Consider the following 18144-nt stretch of genomic DNA (forward strand, 5'->3'; position numbering starts at 1 on the left):
ATCCGACGCGGCCGGCGCGTTAAGATGTCGTGTCCGTCCGCGTGGGCGGGCAGCAAGGGGGTGAACGGTTTCGACTCCGGATGTCGATCGAGGTGAAGCGTGCCGAGGAAGGCGACGATGATCTCGCAAACCACCCGTCGCAAAAAATCAAGCGCCGACAAGAGTCAGCGCGCCTACGCCCTCGCCGCCTGAGCGAGGAGCGTGGCTGTCGGACCGGGGGCTCCCTCGCCCCGGACCCCGGCATCATTCAGAGGGATTACCGTGCGGGCCGGTCGCGGGCGCGCACGGGACATCTCACAGCGACTGGGATCGTCACTTCGGCTTGTTCGCGTGACCGAAGGATCCGAGTAGAGGCGTAGCGAACTGCGCACGGAGAAGCCCTCGTGAAGCAACGGAGGACCCGGGTTCGATTCCCGGCACCTCCACACCCCACCCACCGGGGCCGCACCGCTCGCCGAGCGGAGCGGCCCCGGTGTCGTTCTCCGGGTGTCGTTTGTCCTGGTGTTGTCTCTCCTGGTGCCCTGCCCGCGGACGCCGGTCGGCACCGACGGCGGGGCCGATCCGGACGTCCCCGTCGTACCGGGTGACCGCGACGTCGATTAGCCTTGCTCACGAAGTGGACGAGAGGGATCAGGTGCGCATGCGGGGCAGGTCCGGTGGCGGGGCGGCGACGACGGCCCGCCTGCCGTCGGAGATCCGGGTCCTCGTCGCGGCGGCCTTCGTGATCGCGATCGGCTTCGGTCTCGTCGCGCCCGCCCTGCCGGCCTTCGCCCGCAGCTTCGACGTCGGCGTCACGGCCGTCTCCCTGGTCATCAGCCTGTTCGCGGTGTTCCGGCTCGGCTTCGCGCCCGTCGCGGGCCGCCTGGTGTCGCGGTTCGGCGAGCTGCGCGTCTACGTCACGGGTCTGACGATCTCCGCGGTCTCGAGCCTGCTCTGCGCGTTCGCCGCGAACTACCCGCAGCTGCTGTTCTTCCGGGCGTTCGGCGGTATCGGCTCGACGATGTTCACCGTCTCGGCCATCTCACTCCTGGTCAGGCTGGCGCCGCCGGCCGCCCGGGGCCGGGCCTCGGGGGCGTGGGCGACGGGCTTCCTGCTCGGCAACATCGCGGGACCGCTGCTGGGTGGGCTGCTGATCGGGTTCGGCCTGCGGGTCCCGTTCCTCGTCTACGCGGCAGCCGTCGTCATCGCGCTGCTGCTCACCGGCGTGATGCTGCGCGGGCGCACCGGCGCGCCGGTCTCGTCCGACCCCGACGCGGAGCCGAGCGCCACCTTCGGCCAGGCGATGCGGCATCCCACCTACCGCGCGGCGCTCGCGTCGAGCTTCGCCAACGGATGGGCCGTCTTCGGCGTGCGCGTCGCGATGGTGCCGCTGTTCGTCGTGGAGGTGCTGCGCGAGGGCGACGCCTGGGCGGGCTACGCGCTGGCGGTGTTCGCCGTCGGCAACGCCGCGACGCTGCTGCTGTCCGGACGCTGGGCCGACCGGGCCGGGCGCAAGCCGCCCGTGATCGCCGGGCTGGTGGTCTCGGCGATCGGGACGGCCGCGCTCGGCCTCGCCGGGTCGCTGCCGCTGTTCCTGGCGATCTCGCTGGTGTGCGGCGTGGGCAGTGGGCTGGTCAACCCCGCGATGACCGCGGCCGTGGCCGACGTCATCGGGGTGCGGGCCCGGGGCGGCACCGTCCTCGCGGGCTTCCAGATGGCCGGCGACCTCGGGGCGATCGCGGGCCCCCTGGTGGCGGGCGCGGTCGCCGAGCAGGTCGGCTACGGCTGGGCGTTCGGGGTCACGGGCGCGGTGTCCGTCGTCGCGTTCGCGCTGTGGGCGCGTGCGCCCGAGACCCGGCCTGCGGGCGGGTCCGCTCCTGCCGACGACGCGATCCCCGACGTCGTCGCCGCCGAGGCGGGGCCGACCGGAGCGGCCCCGCGGGGCTCCGCCCCAGCCCCGCGGGGTTCCGCCGCAGCCCTGCGAGGTTCCGATGCGGCCCCACGGCCGTCAGGTTCCCGAGGGGCCCGCAGTCGCTGACCCGTGAGTGGCGGTGGTCGCCATGGCGACCACCGCCACTCACGGGCCGTTACGCCGTCGCGGGCCGGCCGGGGCCGTCGGACAGGTCGATCGGGGCCGCCGCGGGTTCCGCGGCGTGGCGCGGCGTCGGCACGCCCTCGCCCGGCTCGGCGCCGACGAGGTCGGCCGCGACGGGCTGGTCCGTGCGCACCCCGTCGCCACCGACGCCGCGTCGCCGGACGACCAGGCCGAACACGCCCAGCACGACGGCCGCGAAGAGATAGCCCAGCGCGATCTGGCCGCCGACGTTCCACCCCACCTGTGGTGCGTGGATCAGCCCGAAGAAGCCGACCACGGCCCCGATCGCGGAGTAGGCCGCCGCGGCGAAGAAGTTCTTGTCGATGACGAAGGCCGTGATCGACCCGAGCACGAGGCCGGCGAGGATGGCGCCGCCGCCGAGCAGCACCGTCCCGTGGTAGACGAGCCCGGCGTTGGTGAGCGCCTCGTCGCCGACCTGGGCGGCCGACGTCCCCGCCGCGGACAGGGCGTTGTCCATCAACCCCGCCGCCCACGACGCGATGTTCGGGATGATCGCGATGACGACGGCCACCGCGTGCCGGCGCGGTGTCTCCTGGAACGCCTGGGCGCCGATGAGCAGGCCGATGTAGAGCAGGATCGGCACGATCGCGGGTGTCGGCAGGATGGCCCCGAGCAGCCCGAACAGCCCGAGGAAGCACATCAGCGCGATGACGACGCCCGACGCGAGCGAGTACGTCGTCCGGCCGCCCGCGGCCTTCCAGCCGGGGTGCCCGATGTAGACCGCGGGCGGGAACGGGCAGCCCAGGACGGAGCCGACGATGGCGCCGGTGCCGTCGGCGGCGAGGATCGCCCGCATGTTGTACTCGTCGCCCGCGACCGCGGCGGACTCGATGTTCGTCATGCCCTCGGTGAAGTTGTAGATGCCCAGCGGGATGGCCGTCGCGAGCAGGGGCGCGACGTCGGCGAGCCCGTCGCCGAGCCGGCCGAGGTCCGCGGTGGGCAGCGAGAGCGCGACGTCCTTCGCGGCCGTCACGACGTCGGGCGCGGACATGTACCCGCCGATCCAGCCGATCGCGGTGCCGACCAGCAGCGCCGCGAGCCCGACCGGGATGTTCCCCGGGAGCCGGAGGTCGGTGAAGAACCCGATCAGAATGATCACCATGACCGGGAGCGCGATCCACAGCGCCTCCCACATCTGCGCCGCGGGCCGCATGGAGATGAACGCGATCGACACCCCGGCCAGGGTCCCGAGCATCGCCGCCTGCGGTGTGTACCGGCGGATGAACGGCCCGACGAACGCGCCGAGCAGCACGATCACACCGATGATGAACGACCAGGCCAGCCCGGCGGCCCAGGCCGTCAGCGGATTCTTCGTCTGCAGGTAGACCGGCAGCATGATGACGAAGACGACGATGAACATGTGCGGCACCGACGGCCCGTAGGGCATCGCGCAGACGTCGGTGCGCCCCTCGCGGCGGGCCAGCCGTCGCGCGAGGTAGGTGTAGTAGACGTTGCCGATCAACAGCTGGACGCCGAGGGCCGGGAGGATCACCCCGAACACGTCCGAACCCGGGATGTTGACCACCGCGAGGCAGAGCCCGGACAGGGTCAGGACGTTGACCAGGGTGTTGAACCCGAGGCCGAAGAACGCGTTGGTGTCACCGGACACCCACCACGACAGCGTGATCGGCTGCACCGTGGGTTCGCTGGTCTCGCTCACGCGGCGGACTCCTTCACGAGGGCGTCGAACAGGGCGGTGGACGGCGCGACCCAGCCGAAGATGCCGCCCTGCGCGGCGACCATCTCCAGTGCGACGCGGTGGAACTCCGGGAAGTACGAGCCGGTGCAGTCCGACAGCACCAGGCACTCGTAGCCGCGGTCGTTGGCCTCCCGGACGGTGGTGTGCACGCAGACCTCGGTGGTCACGCCCGTGACGACGAGCGACCGGATGTTCCGGGCCTCGAGCTCCGCGCCGAACGTGGTGCCGTGGAACGACCCCTTGCCGGGTTTGTCGATCACGAGCTCGCCCCGTGCGGGCGCCAGCTCGTCGACGATGTCGTGCCCGTACTCGCCGCGGACGAGGATCCGGCCCTTCGGGCCGGGGTCGCCGATCCGCAGCGAGGGGTTGCCCCGGTTGAGCTTCGCGGGCGGGCAGTCCGACAGGTCCGGGACGTGGCCCTCCCGGGTGTGGATCACGGTCATGCCCAGCTCGCGGGCGGTCGCGAGGACCTGCTGCAGCGGCGGGATGACGCTGCGCAGCAACGACACGTCGTTGCCGAGGGTCTCGCCGAACCCGCCGGGCTCGCAGAAGTCGCGCTGCATGTCGATGACCACCAGCGCGGTGGTGGCGGGGTCGAAGGTGAACGGCGCCGGGCTCGCGTCGACCTGCACGGGGACTCTCACGTGGTGCTCCAGCTGGTCGCCTCGACGACGGCGTCGGCGGTGCCGACGGCGCCGAAGACCCCGCCCTGCATGGTCACCATGTGCAGGGCGGCGTCGTGGTTGGACGGGTCGGTGGCCCCGGTGCAGTCCGAGAGGATCAGGCACTCGTAGCCGCGGTCGTTGGCCTCGCGCATCGTCGTGTGCACGCAGACGTCGGTCGTGATCCCGGTCAGCAGGATGTGGGTGATCCCGTTGCTGCGCAGGACCAGGTCGAGCTGCGTCGCGTAGAACGCACCCTTCCCCGGCTTGTCGATCAGCACCTCTCCGGGGACCGGCGCGACCTCGGGGACGATCTCCCAGCCCGGTTCGCCGCGGACCAGGATGCGTCCGGCGGGGCCCGCGGAGCCGATCTCGGCCCCGATCTGGCGTGAGCGCCAGCGCTTGTTCGCCGGCAGGTCCGACAGGTCCGGCGCGTGGCCCTCCCGGGTGTGGATCACGAGCATCCCGGTCTCGCGGGCGTGTGCCAGCAGCCGTGCGGTCGGGCCGAGCCCCCGTCTGGTCAGGGCGATGTCGTACCCCATCCGGTCGACGTAGCCGCCCGGTCCGCAGAAGTCGACCTGCCAGTCGATGCAGATCAGCGCGGTTCTCGACGCGGGGACGGCACCGTCGTACGGCCAGGCGTAGGGGCGGGCCGCGACCGGTCCGATGGTCGCGGTGCGCGTGTCCGTGGCGACGTGTGGGCTGACTGTCATGGAACCTCCACAGGGACGAGCGCGGCGGCTGCGGCCAGCAGCCGGGTCTCGGAGAACGCGGGGCCGACGAGGGTCACCCCGCAGGGCCGGCCGTCGGCGGTGAACCCGGCGGGCACGGCGACGGCGGCGAGGTCGAGCAGGTTCGTGAACTGCGTGTAGCGGCCGAGCACCGCGTTGCGTCCCACCGGGTCCGCGGCGATCTCGGCGCGGGTGAACGTCGTCGGGACGGTGGGCAGCAGCAGGACGTCGGCGCGCACGAAGAGGCCGCGGCACCACGCCCTCAGCTCCTGGAGCCGGTGCCGCGCACGGAAGGTGGCGACGGCGTCGTAGCCGCTCCCGCGCTCGATCACGGCCCGGGTGACGGGCAGGACGTCGTCGCGATGGTCGGCGAGGAACCCGGTGAGCGCGGCGAGCCGTTCGGCGACCCAGGGGCCGTCGTAGAGCAGGTCGCCGGCCTCGCGCAGCGCGTCGACAGGCGTGTGCACGACCCCGGCCGCCCGCCCCGCCGCGACGGACGCCACCTCGTCGAACCTCGCGCCCATCGCCTGGTCGAGACCGTCGGCGGGGCCGAGGTCGGCGGGCAGGGCGAGCCTCGGCGCGGCGACGGGCGGCAGTGGCACGCCGGTCCGGGACCAGGGATCGTCGGGGTCCGGGCCCGCGAGGACGGCGAGGACGGACGCGGCGTCGCCGAGGTCCGTGGTGAAGACGCTGACGCAGTCCAGCGACCGGCACGCGGGCACGACACCCGAGGTCCCGATGAGTCCTCGTGTCGGCTTGAGCCCGACGATCCCGTTGAGCGCGGCGGGGACCCGGCCGGAGCCCGCCGTGTCGGTGCCGAGCGCGACGGGCACCAGGCCCGCGGCGACGGCGACCGCGCTGCCCGAGCTCGATCCGCCGGAGATCAGGTCCCCGCCGAAGACGCTCTCGCAGCCGCCGTAGGGCGATCGTTGGCCGGTCAGCCCGGTCGCGAACTGGTCGAGGTTCGTCTTGCCGACGACGAGCGCTCCTGCGTCGCGCAGCCGTCGGACGGCCCCGGCGTCGCGATCGGGGACGCGGGCGAACGCGGGGCAGGCGGCCGTCGTGGGCAGGCCGGCGACGTCGATGTTGTCCTTGACGGCGACCGGGACGCCGAACAGGGGGAGCCCGGCGGCGCCGCGGGCGTCGAGCTCTGCGGCGCGGGCGCGCAGGGTCGACGCGCTCGCCACGCTGATCCACACCCCGTCCTCGCCGCGGGCGGCGATGCGCTCCAGCAGCGCCTCCACGGTGGTGCGCACCTGCAGCCCGCCCTCGCGATAGCCCGCGAGGAGGGCGGCGATCCCGGTCGGGACGGCGGTGGTCTCTGTCGGCACCTTGTCGATTGTCGACCGTTTGGTGTCGAGCACCGTCGTGGACGGTTACGACCGTGTGACGCCTCCGGCGGGTCGCTCAGGAGGCGCGACGACGTCAGTCGGCCTCGAGCTCGGGGGTCAGGTAGGCGCGGGCGCCGTGTGCCCCGAGGGCGTCGAGGACGGACGCGCGATCGCCGCTCGCCACCGCCTCGTACAGCCGGCGGTGCCGCTGCGCGCCCGACGACGCGGGCCGGACCTCGGCCTCGCGGCGCATGTTCGTCGCCATGTAGAGCTGCAGCTGGAGGATCACCGGCTCGTAGACGCGCAGCAGGTGCTGGTGCCCGGCGAGTCCGACCAACGCGAGATGGAACTCCCGGTGGGCCTCGGCCTGGTCGAGCGTCTCGCCCGCAGCGGTGGCCCGCTCGACCTTCTCGGTGGCGCGTTCGAGAACCGCGAGCCGCTCGGCCGGCGGCGGACCGTCACCGAGCGCGAGGTCGACCGCGAACCGTTCGAGGACGTCGCGCAGTCCGAACAGCTCGTCGATGTCGCGGGCCGACAGGCTGGCCACCCGGACGCCGCGCCGCGGCAGGTGCTCGACGAGGCCCTGCTGCCCGAGCAGCCGCAACGCCTCGCGCAGCGGGGCCCGGCTGGTGCCGAAGCGGCGGGTCAGCTGCTCCTCGACGAGCCGTTCGCCCGGGGCGAGGGAGCCGCTGAGGATCTCCGCGCGCAGTCGGACGACGGCGAGCTCGACGAGGCTCCGGGCGCCGAGCGCACCGAGGTCGGTGAGCTCGGGCTGGGCGGTCACGGCTGGCCTCCGGGGCGGTCGACGCGGGGCTGACGGGGTCCAGGGTGTCAGACGGGATGCGCCACCGCCCCGGGATCAGTTCGTCGCCACACCGATCAGCGACCCGACCAGGAACGTCGCGCCCGCCGCGATCGCGCCGAACATCAGCTGCCGGAGCCCGGCTCCCCACCACGAGCGCGCGGTGAACCGCGAGGTCAGCGCCCCGGCGACGAACAACCCGAGCGCCCCGACGGCCAGCCCCAGCCACAGGGACGACGACCCGAACAGGAAGGACAGCAGCGGGATCACCCCGCCGACGGCGAAGCACAGGAACGACGACCCCGCCGCCACCCACGGCGACGGCGCCTCGTCGGGGTCGATCCCGACCTCCTGCGTGACGTGCAGCCTCAGCTCGAGCTCGGGATCCGCGTGCAGCTCGGTCGCGACGGCCTCCGCGGTGGCCTGCGACAGCCCCATCTCCCGGTAGCGCGCGACGAGCTCGGCCCGCTCGGCGTTCGGGTGCCGGCGCAGCTCCTCGCGCTCGACGGCGACCTCCGCCCGCACCGCGTCGTTCTGCGCGCTGACCGAGGCGTACTCGCCGAGCGCCATCGAGAACGCGCCCGCGACGAGCCCCGCGACGCCGGTCAGGATGATGCCCTCGCGGTCGACGCCACCGCCGCCGACGCCCGCGACCAGGGCGATGTTCGTGACGAGCCCGTCCATCGCCCCGAAGACGGCGGCGCGCAGCCAGCCGCCGGAGACGTCGGCGTGCCGGTGGTCGTGGGCGTGTTCGGCGGCCTCGTCGGCAGGCACGGACATGGCTGCACGGTACCTCGCGAGTTCGTCCACGATGGACCGAAGCGAGGCTGCCCTCCGGTCGGGGCAGGCACGCCTGAGAGAGTGTTGTGAAACCTGGTGATCACTCGGCGTGGCGGCCGTAGTAGTCGCCCGGACCTGTTGATCATCCGGTCGGGTGTGTGTCTGTACCTGCAAACCGGCGTATGACTCCTCGGTGACCGACGCCCAGTGGGTGTTGATCGAGCCGTTGCTGCCCCGCCCGGCGGCGGTGTTGGGCGGACGCCCGTACGTGCACTCCCGCCGGTTGATCATCGACACGATCTCTTATGTGCTGGTCAGCGGGTGCGCTTGGCGGCTGGTCCCGCACGATCTGGCCCCGTGGAGCATCGCCTACCAGTGGTTTCGGGCCTGGACCCGCGACGGCACCTGGGACCGGGTCCACGAGGTGCTGCGTGAGCGGGTCCGCATCGCCGACGGGCGTGACCCGCAGCCCTCGGCGGCGGTGCTGGACTCCCAGTCGGCGAGGTCCAGCGAGGGCGGTGAACAGATCGGCTACGACGCCGGTAAACGCGTCCGGGGCCGCAAGCGCCACCTGCTGGTCGACACCCTGGGCCTGGTGCTGCACGTGGTGGTGCACTCGGCGTCGGTGCAGGACCGGGCCGGGGCCCGGTTGATGCTGTCCGGTGCCCGGGCCCGGTTCCCGCTGCTCGGGTTGGTGTGGGTCGACGGCGGTTATGTCAACTCGGTGGACGCGGGCCTGGTCGGTTGGGCCCGGCGCAGTGAGGGGCTGGAGGTGGTCGCGGTGCCGCGTAACGCCGACGTGAAAGGGTTCCAGGTGCTGCCCCGCCGGTGGGTGGTCGAGAGAACCTTCGGCTGGTTGACGAGGTGTAGACGGTTGGCCCGGGACTACGAACGCAAGACTGCCCACGCCGAGGCGATGATCAAGTTCGCGATGATCCGGCTGATGGCCGCCCGCCTCGCCGGTGAGGAACTCCCCGCTCCCCGCAGTGACATTGAGAAGGAAGCCGCCCGCCGACTAGCAGAAGACCTCAAAGACTGACCACCGAGGTTCTACAACACTCTCTGAGGGCTGCGCCGCGTCGCGGGCGGCCGACGCGCGGGTGCGCGGATCGCGGCGCCGTGCCCGACCGGGAGGCCGCCGGCTACGCCGTGACCCGATCGGGGTGGCCCGTTCGGGCCGGAGTGCCCGCATCGGGCTCTCAGGATCCGCCGATACTCTGATCGGGTGGAGCGTGGACGGATCCTCGACGTCATCGGGACGCTCGCGCGTCTCGGGCTCGCCGCGGTCTGGTTGGTGTCCGGCGGGATCAAGGTCGCCGATCCCGACCAGACCTACATCGCGGTCAAGGCCTACGACGTGCTGCCGACGGCCGTCGTGTCGCCGGTCGCCACGGTGCTGCCCTGGCTGGAGATCGCCCTCGGCGTGCTGTTGCTGATCGGTGTCGGCACGCGCGCCGTCGCGGTGCTCTCCGGAGTCCTGCTGCTCGTCTACATCGCCGGCGTCTCGCAGGCCTGGGCGCGCGGGCTCTCGATCGACTGCGGCTGCTTCGGCGGCGGCGGGCAGGTCGCCCCCGACGCGACGGCCTACGGCACGGAGCTGCTGCGCGACACGGGGTTCCTCATCCTCGCCGGGTGGCTGACGATCCGCCCACGCACGTTGTTCGCGCTCGACGGGCGCCTGGAGAACCGGACGCAGCCGCGACACCGGTCGAGTGAGAGGGTCTGACGTGGGAGGAGCCTCGCGCAGCGAGAAGCAGCGCCGGCAGGCGGCCAGCCAGCGGCTCGCCGCGGCGGGGATCACGCCGAAGCAGCACGGTCCGTCCGGCGGCACCCGCATCGCGCTGATCGTCGTCGCGGCCGTCGTCGTCGTGGCGGCGGTCGTCGCGTACTTCGTGATCCAGAACCGGCAGTCGACGGAGCCGAGCTACCCGGTCGCCGCGAGCGGCACGGTCGTCACCGCGGGAAAGGCCGACGCGCCGGTCACCGTCGACGTCTACGAGGACTACCTCTGCCCGGTCTGCGAACGCTTCGAGGCGCGCTACGCCGACGACGTCACGAGCGCCCTCAACGACGGGAAGATCAAGGTCAACTACCACGCGACCGCGATCCTCGACAACCAGACCACGCCGCCCGGCTACTCGACCCTCGCCGCCAACGCCGCGCTCTGCGCCGTCCCGGCGAACATCTGGCCCGCGTACCACAAGGCGCTCTACGACGACCAGCCCGCGGAGAAGAGCGCAGGCCTCACGGCGCAGCAGCTCGTCCAGAAGGGCACCGACCTCGGCGCGAAGAACGCCGACTGGTCGTCGTGCGTCACCGGCAACGGCAACGCCGCCGCCATCGCCGCCGCCACCAAGGCGTCGATCGCCAACACCGCGCTGCAGACCAACGGCCAGTTCGGCACCCCGACGATCCTCGTCAACGGCACCAAGATCGACCTCAACGACAGCAAGTGGCTCTCGAACGCCATCGCCGGCAAGTGACGTGAGCGGCGATGGTCGCTGAAGCGACCATCGCCACTCACGAGGGTCGCGCGCGCCTGCTCACGCGGGCGTCTCGGGGGCGCGCCCCCCGAGGTGGCGGGCGAACCACTCGAGGATCAGCTCCGCGCGCCGGACCCGGTGGCGCGGCGAGCCCGAGCGGCTCAGCGCGTGGCTCTCGCCCGCGAAGCGGTGGTACTCCACCGGCTTCCCGAGCAGGCGCAGCGCGACGAACAGCTGGTCGGCCTGGTCGGCCGGGCAACGCAGGTCGTCGTCGGAGTGCAGGATCAACACCGGCGTCGTGACGTCGCGGACGTAGGTGATCGGCGACATCCGCCGGTAGACCTCGGGATGGCGCACGTGGTCGACGCCGATCTCGAAGCGGAACATCCCCGCCACGTCCGACGCCCACTCCAGCGACTCCAGGTTGTTCACCGCGCGCTCGCTGCAGGCGGCGACGAAGCGGTCGGTGTGCCCGATCAGCCAGCTCGTCAGGTAGCCGCCGTAGGAGCCGCCGAGCACGCCGACACGGTCGGGGTCGAGGTCCGGGTTCGCCGCCAGCGCCGCGTCGAGGACGGCGAGCACGTCATCGGCGTCGACGCCACCCCAGCCCGTGCCGGGCCACTCCTCGGCCTCCGGCGCGCGGATCGCCCGGGCCCAGGCCTCCGTGCCGCCCGTCGAGCCGTGCGGGTTGCAGTAGACGACGGCGTAGCCCGCGCCCGTCCACATCTGGAACTCGTCGAACCAGGAGTTGCCGTACTGCGTCATCGGGCCGCCGTGGATGGACAGCAGCACGGGGGTGTGCTCGCCCGCCGGTTCGGCCGGCCGCATCAGCCAGGCGTCGATCTCGCCGTCGCCGGCGGGGGAGCCGACGGTGAAGTGCTCCGGCGCCCGTGGGGGCACCGCGGCGTGAAAGGCGTCGCCCGCCGTTGTGAGCCGCCGCCGGGTGCCGTCGCGGTCGAGGACGAACAGCTCCGGCAGGGCGGTCGCCGTCGCGGCCGTGAACGCCAGCGTCCCGCCCGCCAGGTCGTGGCCGGTGACCCACAGCTCGCCGCCGACGACCGTCGCGACGTCCCCGCCCGTGGCCGGCACCCGCCCGACGTGCACGTTGCCGGCGTCCTCCCAGCTGAGGACGAGGTCGTCGCCGTCCCAGACCGGCTGTCGGGCTCCCGGCATCGGCGCACACTGCCGGTCGAGCGCGGCGGTCAGGACCGTCTCCTCGCCCGACGCGACGTCGACGACCGCGACCTGGGTGTGCGAGTGGATGATCCGGGAGTCCTCGGCCAGCACGGCGATCCGCGTGCCGTCCGGCGACCAGGAGGGCAGCCGGTGCGCGAACGTCCGACGCGTGAGCGCCCGCGGCTCGCTGCCGCCCGTGGGGTCGACCAGCAGGACGTCGGCCAGGATCGGCGTGAGGTCCCAGTCGGGCGTGCGGTCGGCCGTGACGGCGATCGTCGCGCTGTCGGGCGACCAGGACGGCGCCCCGTGGTTGTACGGGCCGCCCGCGACGAGCGTCGGCGGTCCCGATCCGTCGACGGCCACGACGAACACGCTGCGCGGCCGGTCGACGATCCAGCCCTCGCCGTCGAGCCGCGTGACGAGCCGGTCGATCCGCCGCGGCGGCCGCGCCTTCTCCTCGGGCTCGTCGAAGCGCGCCGTCCGCTCCCGCGACGTGAACGCGATCCGCGTGCCGTCGGGCGACCACGCCGGGTCCTCGATGGCCTCCGGCCGCTCGCAGATCGTCCGGACCTCCCCGGGCCCGTCGACGGGGGCGACGTGCAGCGTCGGATGCTCGTCGGTGCCCCGCCGGCTCGTGAACGCGAGCCGGCGCCCGTCGGGCGACCAGCGGGGCTGCCCGTCGCCGTGCTCACCTGCGCTGAACGGCTGCGGCGGTGACGACCCGTCGGCCGCGGCGAGCCACACCCCGCTGCGGTAGGTGTTCTCGGCCATGTCGACGTGGGTGACGACGAAGGCGACCTGCCTGCCGTCGGGCGAGACCCGGGGATCGGAGATCTGTGCGATCCGGGCGATGTCGGCGGGCTGCACCCGTTGCTCCTATGTCAAGCGGCGACCGGTTGGGGACCGGTCGTTGTGCTTGTGGTGGTGTGCAGGAGGTTGAACACGACGCGGGCGAGGCGTCGTTTGAGGGCGCGCAGGGCTTCCATCTTCGTGTTCCCCATCTCGAGCCGTCGCTGGTAGTAGGTGCGGCCGGGAGTGTCGGGCAGGCGGGCCTGGGTGACCGCGATCCGGTGTAGCGCAGCGTTGAGCTGCCGGTTCCCGCCGCGGGCGAGGCGGTGACGGTTCGTGCGCCCCGACGATGCCGGTATCGGCGCCACGCCGGCGTGCATGGCGAAACAGGCCTCGGACCGAAACCGGGACATGTTCGCCACCTCACCAATGATTTTTGCCGCGGTCAGTCCGGCCACCCCGGGCACGGCCTGCAGCTGCGGCGCGACCTGCTCGACCAGCCGTGACAGCTCCCGCTCCAGCGCGTTGACCCGCACCGTGACCGCGCGGATGTCGGCCAGCAGCTCGGCGGCGATCCGCGCCACCATCTGCGACTGCGGCGCCGGAGGGTGCTGGCCCAGCCAGGCCAGCAACCGGTCCAGCACGCGCAGCCGGTCCAGGCCGCGGGAGGGAATGTCGAGGTCGGGGTCGAGCTCGTGCAGGTGCCAGCGCACCCGGTTCTGCATCCGGGTCCGCTCGGCGACGAGGTCCTCACGATGGTCGACCAGCAGCTTCAACTCCCGCGAGGTCCGGTCGTGCTCGGCGGCGGGCAGGTCGGGCTCGCGCAGCGCGGCGCGGGCGATGGCCAGCGCGTCGATCGGGTCGGACTTGCCCCGGGTGCGGGCAGCGGCCCGGGCTCCGGCCATCAGCTTGGGCGGGACCCGCACCACCCGCTCACCCGCGGACAGCAGCGCCCGTTCCAGCCGGGTCGAGACGTGGCGGCAGTCCTCGATCGCCCACATCCGCCCGCCCGGGTGGTGTGCCCGGGCCCAGCGCACCAAGGCGGCATGGCCGCGATCGCGGGCGGGTACGGTCTTCTGCCCGATCTCGCGGCCGATCTCGTCGACCGCGACCGTCGTGTGGGTGTCCTTGTGGACGTCGACTCCCAGCACCACCATGGGTGGCGTCACCTCTTCTCATCTCGGAGGGACGGCTGGGCCGGCCGGCGGACACGTCTCAGTGGGGGCGCGGCCACGCTCCTATCAAGTCACGCCGGTCGGCCCTGACCAGCGGTGATCGGCACAACGCATGCCCTCCAACCCCACACAGGGGCGGCACCGACCGTAGGAGCCAGATCACCACCGGCCAGGATCCCAACCACCGCAACAGCGGCAATCCCACCCTGACACTGACCCGACCGTAGGCGAGAGGGGTGCCCCCCGGTTGAAGGGGCGCTCCCGGGGCCGTGTACGGTTCTCTCATCGCAAGGGGCTGTGGCGCAGCTGGTAGCGCACTTGACTGGCAGTCAAGGGGTCAGGGGTTCGAATCCCCTCAGCTCCACCTTAGAGGTCTTACTAGAACAAGTGCCTGAATGAAGGCCACGAAGTAGGACCGCGACGCCTGAAGGCGTGCAAGGACCACCCGCATCGCGGGTGGTCCTTTTGCTTGCACCCTCCGCGCCGGTTGCTCCGGCCCGCTGATCTTGGATGGCGTGGAGCTCGCCGAAGGGCTCACGGAGCTCACCGTCTGTGATCTTGTCGTCCTCGATGTAGAGGGCGTGGAAGATCGCCTGGTTGAGGAGGCGCCGCTGTTGGTCGTTGCAGCGTCGGTACAGCTGGTCGGGCTGTTTGAGGAGGGCAAGGCCGGCGTTGACGAGCTGAGCGCTGTCGGTGAGGTCGGCGTTGGCTGTGTCGAGGCGCTCCTCCAGCCGGCGGCGTTCGCGGGCGATGTCGCGTAGCTTCTCCTTGACCTTGGTCCGAGGCAGTGTGCTGTCGGCGGCGAGGTCGATCAAGTTCTCCTCCTTCGTGTCGAGTTCCTTGAGCTGTGCGGTGATCTGCTTGCGCAGTAGGCGTGCGGACTTTTCCTGCTCGCCGAGCACGGCATCGATCTGGTCGCGCATGTCAGCGATGAACGGCTGGCTGAAGCGAATCGCGGAGTAGTGGCGCTCAACTGCGTCCTCGACGAGCGTGACGTTGACGTGGGGTGCTTGGCACAGCCCCTTTTGCCGGCCGCGGCAGAAGAAGTACAGGTACTCGGCGCCCTTCGAGTTGATGGTGCGTTGGATGATCATCCGTCGCTTGATGCCGTCGCGTTGGCAGCGTCCGCAGAAGAGCGAGCCCTTGAGGTAGTGGTGGTGGACGCGACGGCGTTCTTGTGCCGTCATGCGAGATTCGAGGATCTCCTGGACGGTGTCGAAGAGGTCCTCGTCGATGAGGGGCTCGTGCCGCCCCTGGATTTCTTCGCCGTCGTACTCGACGTATCCGAGGTAGTAGCGATCGCGCAGCATTTGCGAGATCTTGTTCTCTGAGATCTTCTTGGCGGGGTGTCGCCGGGTGGCCCTGGTGCGTAGGCCGCGGTCGTAGAGCTCGTCAGCTAGCTCTTCTTGCGTGTAGTCGCCGGTAGCGAAGAGCTCGAAACCCAGCTGGACAAAGGGCGCCCGTTCGGGGTCGACGATGATCGTGCGGATCACGCGGCCGTCGGAGTGGTCGATGTGGTTGAGGTAGCCGATCTTCGCGCGGCCGAGTGTGCCGCCGTTGCGGGCCTTCTGGCCCATCTTGTAGGCGATGTCGGCACCGGACTGGCGGGATTGGTACTCGTTGAACGTGGCCAGGATGCCGTGCATCAGCTGGCCGACGGGGGTGTCGTCGATGGCCTCGGTGGCCGAGACCAGCGTGACGCCGCGCTTGCGCAAGTCCGCCATGACGATCGCGTCGTCGTAGCGGTTCCGCGCCATGCGCGAGAGCTGGTAGATGATGATGACGTCGACGTCGCCCTGGCTGCGGACCCGCGCGAGCATCTGTTGGAATGCTTCGCGTTTGGTCATCTCCGTTCCCGAGCGTCCGGGTTCGACGTACTCGTCGATGACCGTGACGCCCAGTTCGCGCGCCTTGCGAAGGCACGCTTCCCGTTGGGCCGGGATGGAGATGCCTTCCGGGTTGTAGTCGGTTCGGACCTGCCCGGTCGAGGACACGCGCAGGTAGATCACTGCGCGGGTGCCGGGGGCAAGGTCGTCCATCGGTGGCTGGATGGGGATGGTGACGTCCTGCTGCAGTTCATCGATGAAGTCGGCATAAGCGCTGGTCATGACACCTCCTTCTGGGGGCGGTTTGGACGGAGGACCGGGCAACCGGCGAGTGGGTCCTGGCGGCTGGATCGCGCGCTACCGACGAGCGGCGAAGTAATGACGGGTTGCTGTGTCTCACCGGCTGCGGAACCGCGCGAGGATGCGTCGGAACGGTTGGCACTTCGGCCAGGGCCAGAGTCGAGCGCGTGGGGCGACGTACTCGTCGATGACCGACAAGCCCAGTTCCCTGGCCCTGCGCAGACATGCCTCACGCTGGGCCGTGACGCTGTGCTCGCTCTCGGCCCGGTCGGAGGCCACGCGTCTGTAGATCACGGCTCGGGCGTCGGTCGCGGGGGCATCCGACGGTCGCTGTGTGGGGACAGGACAGCGCTGCTGACCTTCGTTGACCGAGTTGGCGTAGGCGCTGGTCATGACACCTCGTTGTGGGTCGTTCGGATTGGATGGTGTTGTTCGGCGGAGTGGGCCGCGGCGGGATTGCGGCTAGCCCGCGAGCGGCGACTCGTCGCCGGATCGCTGCTCGTGCCGACGACGGTCGCGTCGATCTGCGACTGCCCCGGTCTGCTCGATCTCCGCGACGGCAGTCACCACGCGGACGAGAAAGAGGCCGTGCGCGGTCTCTGTGTCGAGGGCGGGATCAGCGGCCGAGACGACCCGCACGCCTCGGGACGTCAGCTCGCTGAGAACGAAGGCGAGGTGCTGCGTCTTGCGGGACAGGCTGTACAGGTGATTGACGACGAGCACGTCGATGTCACCGGATCGGGCCGCTGCCAATATCCGTTGCAGCCCTGGACGTTTCAGCGTGCCGCCTGATGCGTAATCGCTGCCGCGGAGAGCGATGTACCAACCGGGTTGAGACGCGACGTAGGTCTGCAGGTGGTCACTTTCGCGGAGAGTGGGCCACCGCTGGTAGAGACCGACGCGTATCGAGCATCGAGCCCGCGGGTGTGTGTCGCGAGGACTGCGGGGATCGCAAGTGACAGGCGGCATTGTGCTGGACCGTCCTTTCGAGTCGATGGCGTGCGGCTTCGATCTGTTGCGTTCGTTGCGCAAGCGCGAATGCGCGGCGTCATGCCGCGTCGCGGCGGTGGTCGCGGTGGTCGACGCCCGCAGTGCCTGGCTCGGCGGGCAGCGTTTGTTCGCCGGCTTCGGCCTGCACCAAGTCAGCTGCGAGGCTGGCGACCACACGCGCGAGCTTGTGCATGTCGGGTGGATCGCGGCGGACGCCGCGCACCACCACATTGCGCACGGCTCGGCCCGCGCCAACGCGTCGTCGGGGTTGCCTGTTCGGCGCACTGATGGGGCTTTCCTGCTCCTGGTTGGCCGGAGCAGGAACGTCGGCGCAGTTGTCGTTGGGCTGGTCAGGGGTGCGAGGTTGAGCGCACATGAGCGCCCCCTTCGTGCCCATGAAGTCCGCGGTTGGCGGGGGTTCATGGGACTGCTGGTCGGCGACAGGAACCGTCGACACAGCGGGCACTCCCAGCCGCCGACACCTGCGGTCGCCGGTCCGCGCGAGGCGGGTTTCGCGGCGACGCGGGCACGCACCATGACATGCGTTGAATGAGCTGGGACCGCCGAAGCTGTCACGACCAACGGGCCTCTACTCCCCGAGTGCACGTGTGCGGGGCCGGCGCTCGTGGCCGTGCTGGACTCTTGCCGTTCGACAGGACCGTGAGCCTGGCCGAACGGGTACTGGGTCACCTCGTCAGCGCGAGATGAGCGGTCGACGCGAGTCCAGAAGATCTCTACCGGCGCTGGCCGCGGACGGCGGCGCGTCGGCATGGCGATGAACGTGACGTGCGCCGAAGCACCTCCTCTCTCCCGAACCGGGGATAGGTCTGTCATTCAACTAAGGTAGCACCTGAGTAAATCTGGTACAGCCTGGATAGCTCATGCTTTGCCTGTTGATCGTGCGTGGCTGCTGAACACGCCGGACGTGCGGCGGCCGGCCTTCGTCGCCATCGGGGACACTGAGCGTCGGTTGGCGACGGCGCGAAGCGCCTCGGAGCGACGAACACGGGCGGCAGCGGGTGGAGATCGAGTGGCGGCTGCGGAAGGTCATGGCCTCCCGCGACGTCTGGACCGCGACCCAGCTGCGCGAACTCCTCATCCAGCGCGCTGGGTTCGAACTGTCCCTCCAGTCGGTTGACGTGCTGATCAAGAAGCAGCCGATCCAGGTGAAGGTGGCTACCTTGCAGGCGCTGTGCACGACGCTGCGGTGCACGCCCAACGAGTTGTTCGGGATCGACACGCCACGCGATGTCTCGCTCGTCGAACCGGACACCACGGAGTCCCGCGGCGAGCAGTGAGCTCGCG

Annotated in this window: 16 protein-coding genes, 1 tRNA gene and 1 other RNA gene; 8 read left to right on the forward strand and 10 right to left on the reverse strand. The window is 71.2% G+C overall.

Going from position 1 to position 18144, the window contains the following annotated elements:
- Positions 1 to 56: 56 nt before the first annotated feature.
- Positions 57 to 428: a transfer-messenger RNA gene (gene ssrA / locus PSED_RS06065) on the forward strand.
- Positions 429 to 640: 212 nt separating this feature from the next.
- On the forward strand, positions 641 to 2017 hold the full coding sequence (locus tag PSED_RS06070; RefSeq protein WP_013673374.1) for an MFS transporter: 1377 nt from the start codon (positions 641 to 643) through the stop codon (positions 2015 to 2017).
- Between the two features lie 49 nt (positions 2018 to 2066).
- Here the strand turns inward: PSED_RS06070 and PSED_RS06075 are convergent, their stop codons facing one another.
- From PSED_RS06075 to PSED_RS06100, 6 genes are all read right to left on the reverse strand, one after another.
- Entirely contained in the window at positions 2067 to 3755 is a 1689-nt protein-coding gene (locus PSED_RS06075) for a permease family protein (protein ID WP_013673375.1), read from the reverse strand.
- A complete protein-coding gene (locus PSED_RS06080; RefSeq protein ID WP_013673376.1) occupies positions 3752 to 4438 on the reverse strand; it encodes a cysteine hydrolase family protein in 687 nt (228 codons plus the stop codon). Before PSED_RS06080 ends, PSED_RS06075 begins: the two co-directional genes overlap by 4 nt.
- The gene (gene biuH, locus PSED_RS06085) at positions 4435 to 5169 is read right to left on the reverse strand and encodes a biuret amidohydrolase (RefSeq protein ID WP_013673377.1); all 735 of its coding nucleotides are present in this window, start codon (positions 5167 to 5169) and stop codon (positions 4435 to 4437) included. Before biuH ends, PSED_RS06080 begins: the two co-directional genes overlap by 4 nt.
- Entirely contained in the window at positions 5166 to 6518 is a 1353-nt protein-coding gene (gene atzF, locus PSED_RS06090; protein WP_041760557.1) for an allophanate hydrolase, read from the reverse strand. Before atzF ends, biuH begins: the two co-directional genes overlap by 4 nt.
- A 94-nt stretch (positions 6519 to 6612) precedes the next feature.
- Positions 6613 to 7302: a GntR family transcriptional regulator gene (locus PSED_RS06095; protein ID WP_013673379.1), complete on the reverse strand. Its 690-nt coding sequence runs from the start codon at positions 7300 to 7302 to the stop codon at positions 6613 to 6615.
- 75 nt (positions 7303 to 7377) lie between these two features.
- Positions 7378 to 8100: a VIT1/CCC1 transporter family protein gene (locus tag PSED_RS06100; RefSeq protein WP_013673380.1), complete on the reverse strand. Its 723-nt coding sequence runs from the start codon at positions 8098 to 8100 to the stop codon at positions 7378 to 7380.
- 154 nt (positions 8101 to 8254) lie between these two features.
- On the opposite strand from PSED_RS06100, the gene PSED_RS06105 reads away from it, so the two are divergent.
- The 3 genes from PSED_RS06105 (at position 8255) to PSED_RS06115 (ending at position 10583) form a co-directional block, all read left to right on the forward strand.
- A complete protein-coding gene (locus PSED_RS06105) occupies positions 8255 to 9139 on the forward strand; it encodes an IS5 family transposase (RefSeq protein WP_013673184.1) in 885 nt (294 codons plus the stop codon).
- 186 nt (positions 9140 to 9325) lie between these two features.
- Entirely contained in the window at positions 9326 to 9826 is a 501-nt protein-coding gene (locus tag PSED_RS06110) for a MauE/DoxX family redox-associated membrane protein (RefSeq protein ID WP_013673381.1), read from the forward strand.
- Between the two features lies 1 nt (position 9827).
- Positions 9828 to 10583 (forward strand): DsbA family protein, encoded by a 756-nt coding sequence (locus tag PSED_RS06115; RefSeq protein ID WP_013673382.1) that lies wholly within the window; start codon positions 9828 to 9830, stop codon positions 10581 to 10583.
- Between the two features lie 60 nt (positions 10584 to 10643).
- On the opposite strand, the gene PSED_RS06120 is transcribed toward PSED_RS06115, so the two are convergent.
- Positions 10644 to 12626: a S9 family peptidase gene (locus tag PSED_RS06120; RefSeq protein WP_013673383.1), complete on the reverse strand. Its 1983-nt coding sequence runs from the start codon at positions 12624 to 12626 to the stop codon at positions 10644 to 10646.
- A 14-nt stretch (positions 12627 to 12640) separates the two neighbouring features.
- Complete coding sequence (locus PSED_RS06125) at positions 12641 to 13705, reverse strand: IS110 family RNA-guided transposase (protein WP_013673384.1); 1065 nt, start codon at positions 13703 to 13705, stop codon at positions 12641 to 12643.
- Positions 13706 to 14014: 309 nt separating this feature from the next.
- On the opposite strand from PSED_RS06125, the gene PSED_RS06130 reads away from it, so the two are divergent.
- Positions 14015 to 14087, forward strand: a tRNA-Ala gene (locus PSED_RS06130).
- Here the strand turns inward: PSED_RS06130 and PSED_RS06135 are convergent.
- Entirely contained in the window at positions 14053 to 15831 is a 1779-nt protein-coding gene (locus tag PSED_RS06135; RefSeq protein WP_013673385.1) for a recombinase family protein, read from the reverse strand. The two genes, PSED_RS06130 and PSED_RS06135, sit on opposite strands and share 35 nt — an antisense overlap.
- A gap of 480 nt (positions 15832 to 16311) precedes the next feature.
- Complete coding sequence (locus tag PSED_RS35600) at positions 16312 to 16818, reverse strand: recombinase family protein (protein ID WP_158511296.1); 507 nt, start codon at positions 16816 to 16818, stop codon at positions 16312 to 16314.
- On the opposite strand from PSED_RS35600, the gene PSED_RS06145 reads away from it, so the two are divergent.
- Both PSED_RS06145 and PSED_RS06150 read left to right on the forward strand, forming a co-directional pair.
- Entirely contained in the window at positions 16805 to 17392 is a 588-nt protein-coding gene (locus tag PSED_RS06145; protein WP_041759331.1) for a hypothetical protein, read from the forward strand. The two genes, PSED_RS35600 and PSED_RS06145, sit on opposite strands and share 14 nt — an antisense overlap.
- Before the next feature lie 466 nt (positions 17393 to 17858).
- A complete protein-coding gene (locus tag PSED_RS06150; RefSeq protein WP_013673388.1) occupies positions 17859 to 18137 on the forward strand; it encodes a helix-turn-helix domain-containing protein in 279 nt (92 codons plus the stop codon).
- Positions 18138 to 18144: the final 7 nt, after the last annotated feature.

The organism is Pseudonocardia benzenivorans CB1190 (genome assembly GCF_000196675.2).
Taxonomy (GTDB): Bacteria; Actinomycetota; Actinomycetes; order Mycobacteriales; family Pseudonocardiaceae; genus Pseudonocardia; species Pseudonocardia benzenivorans.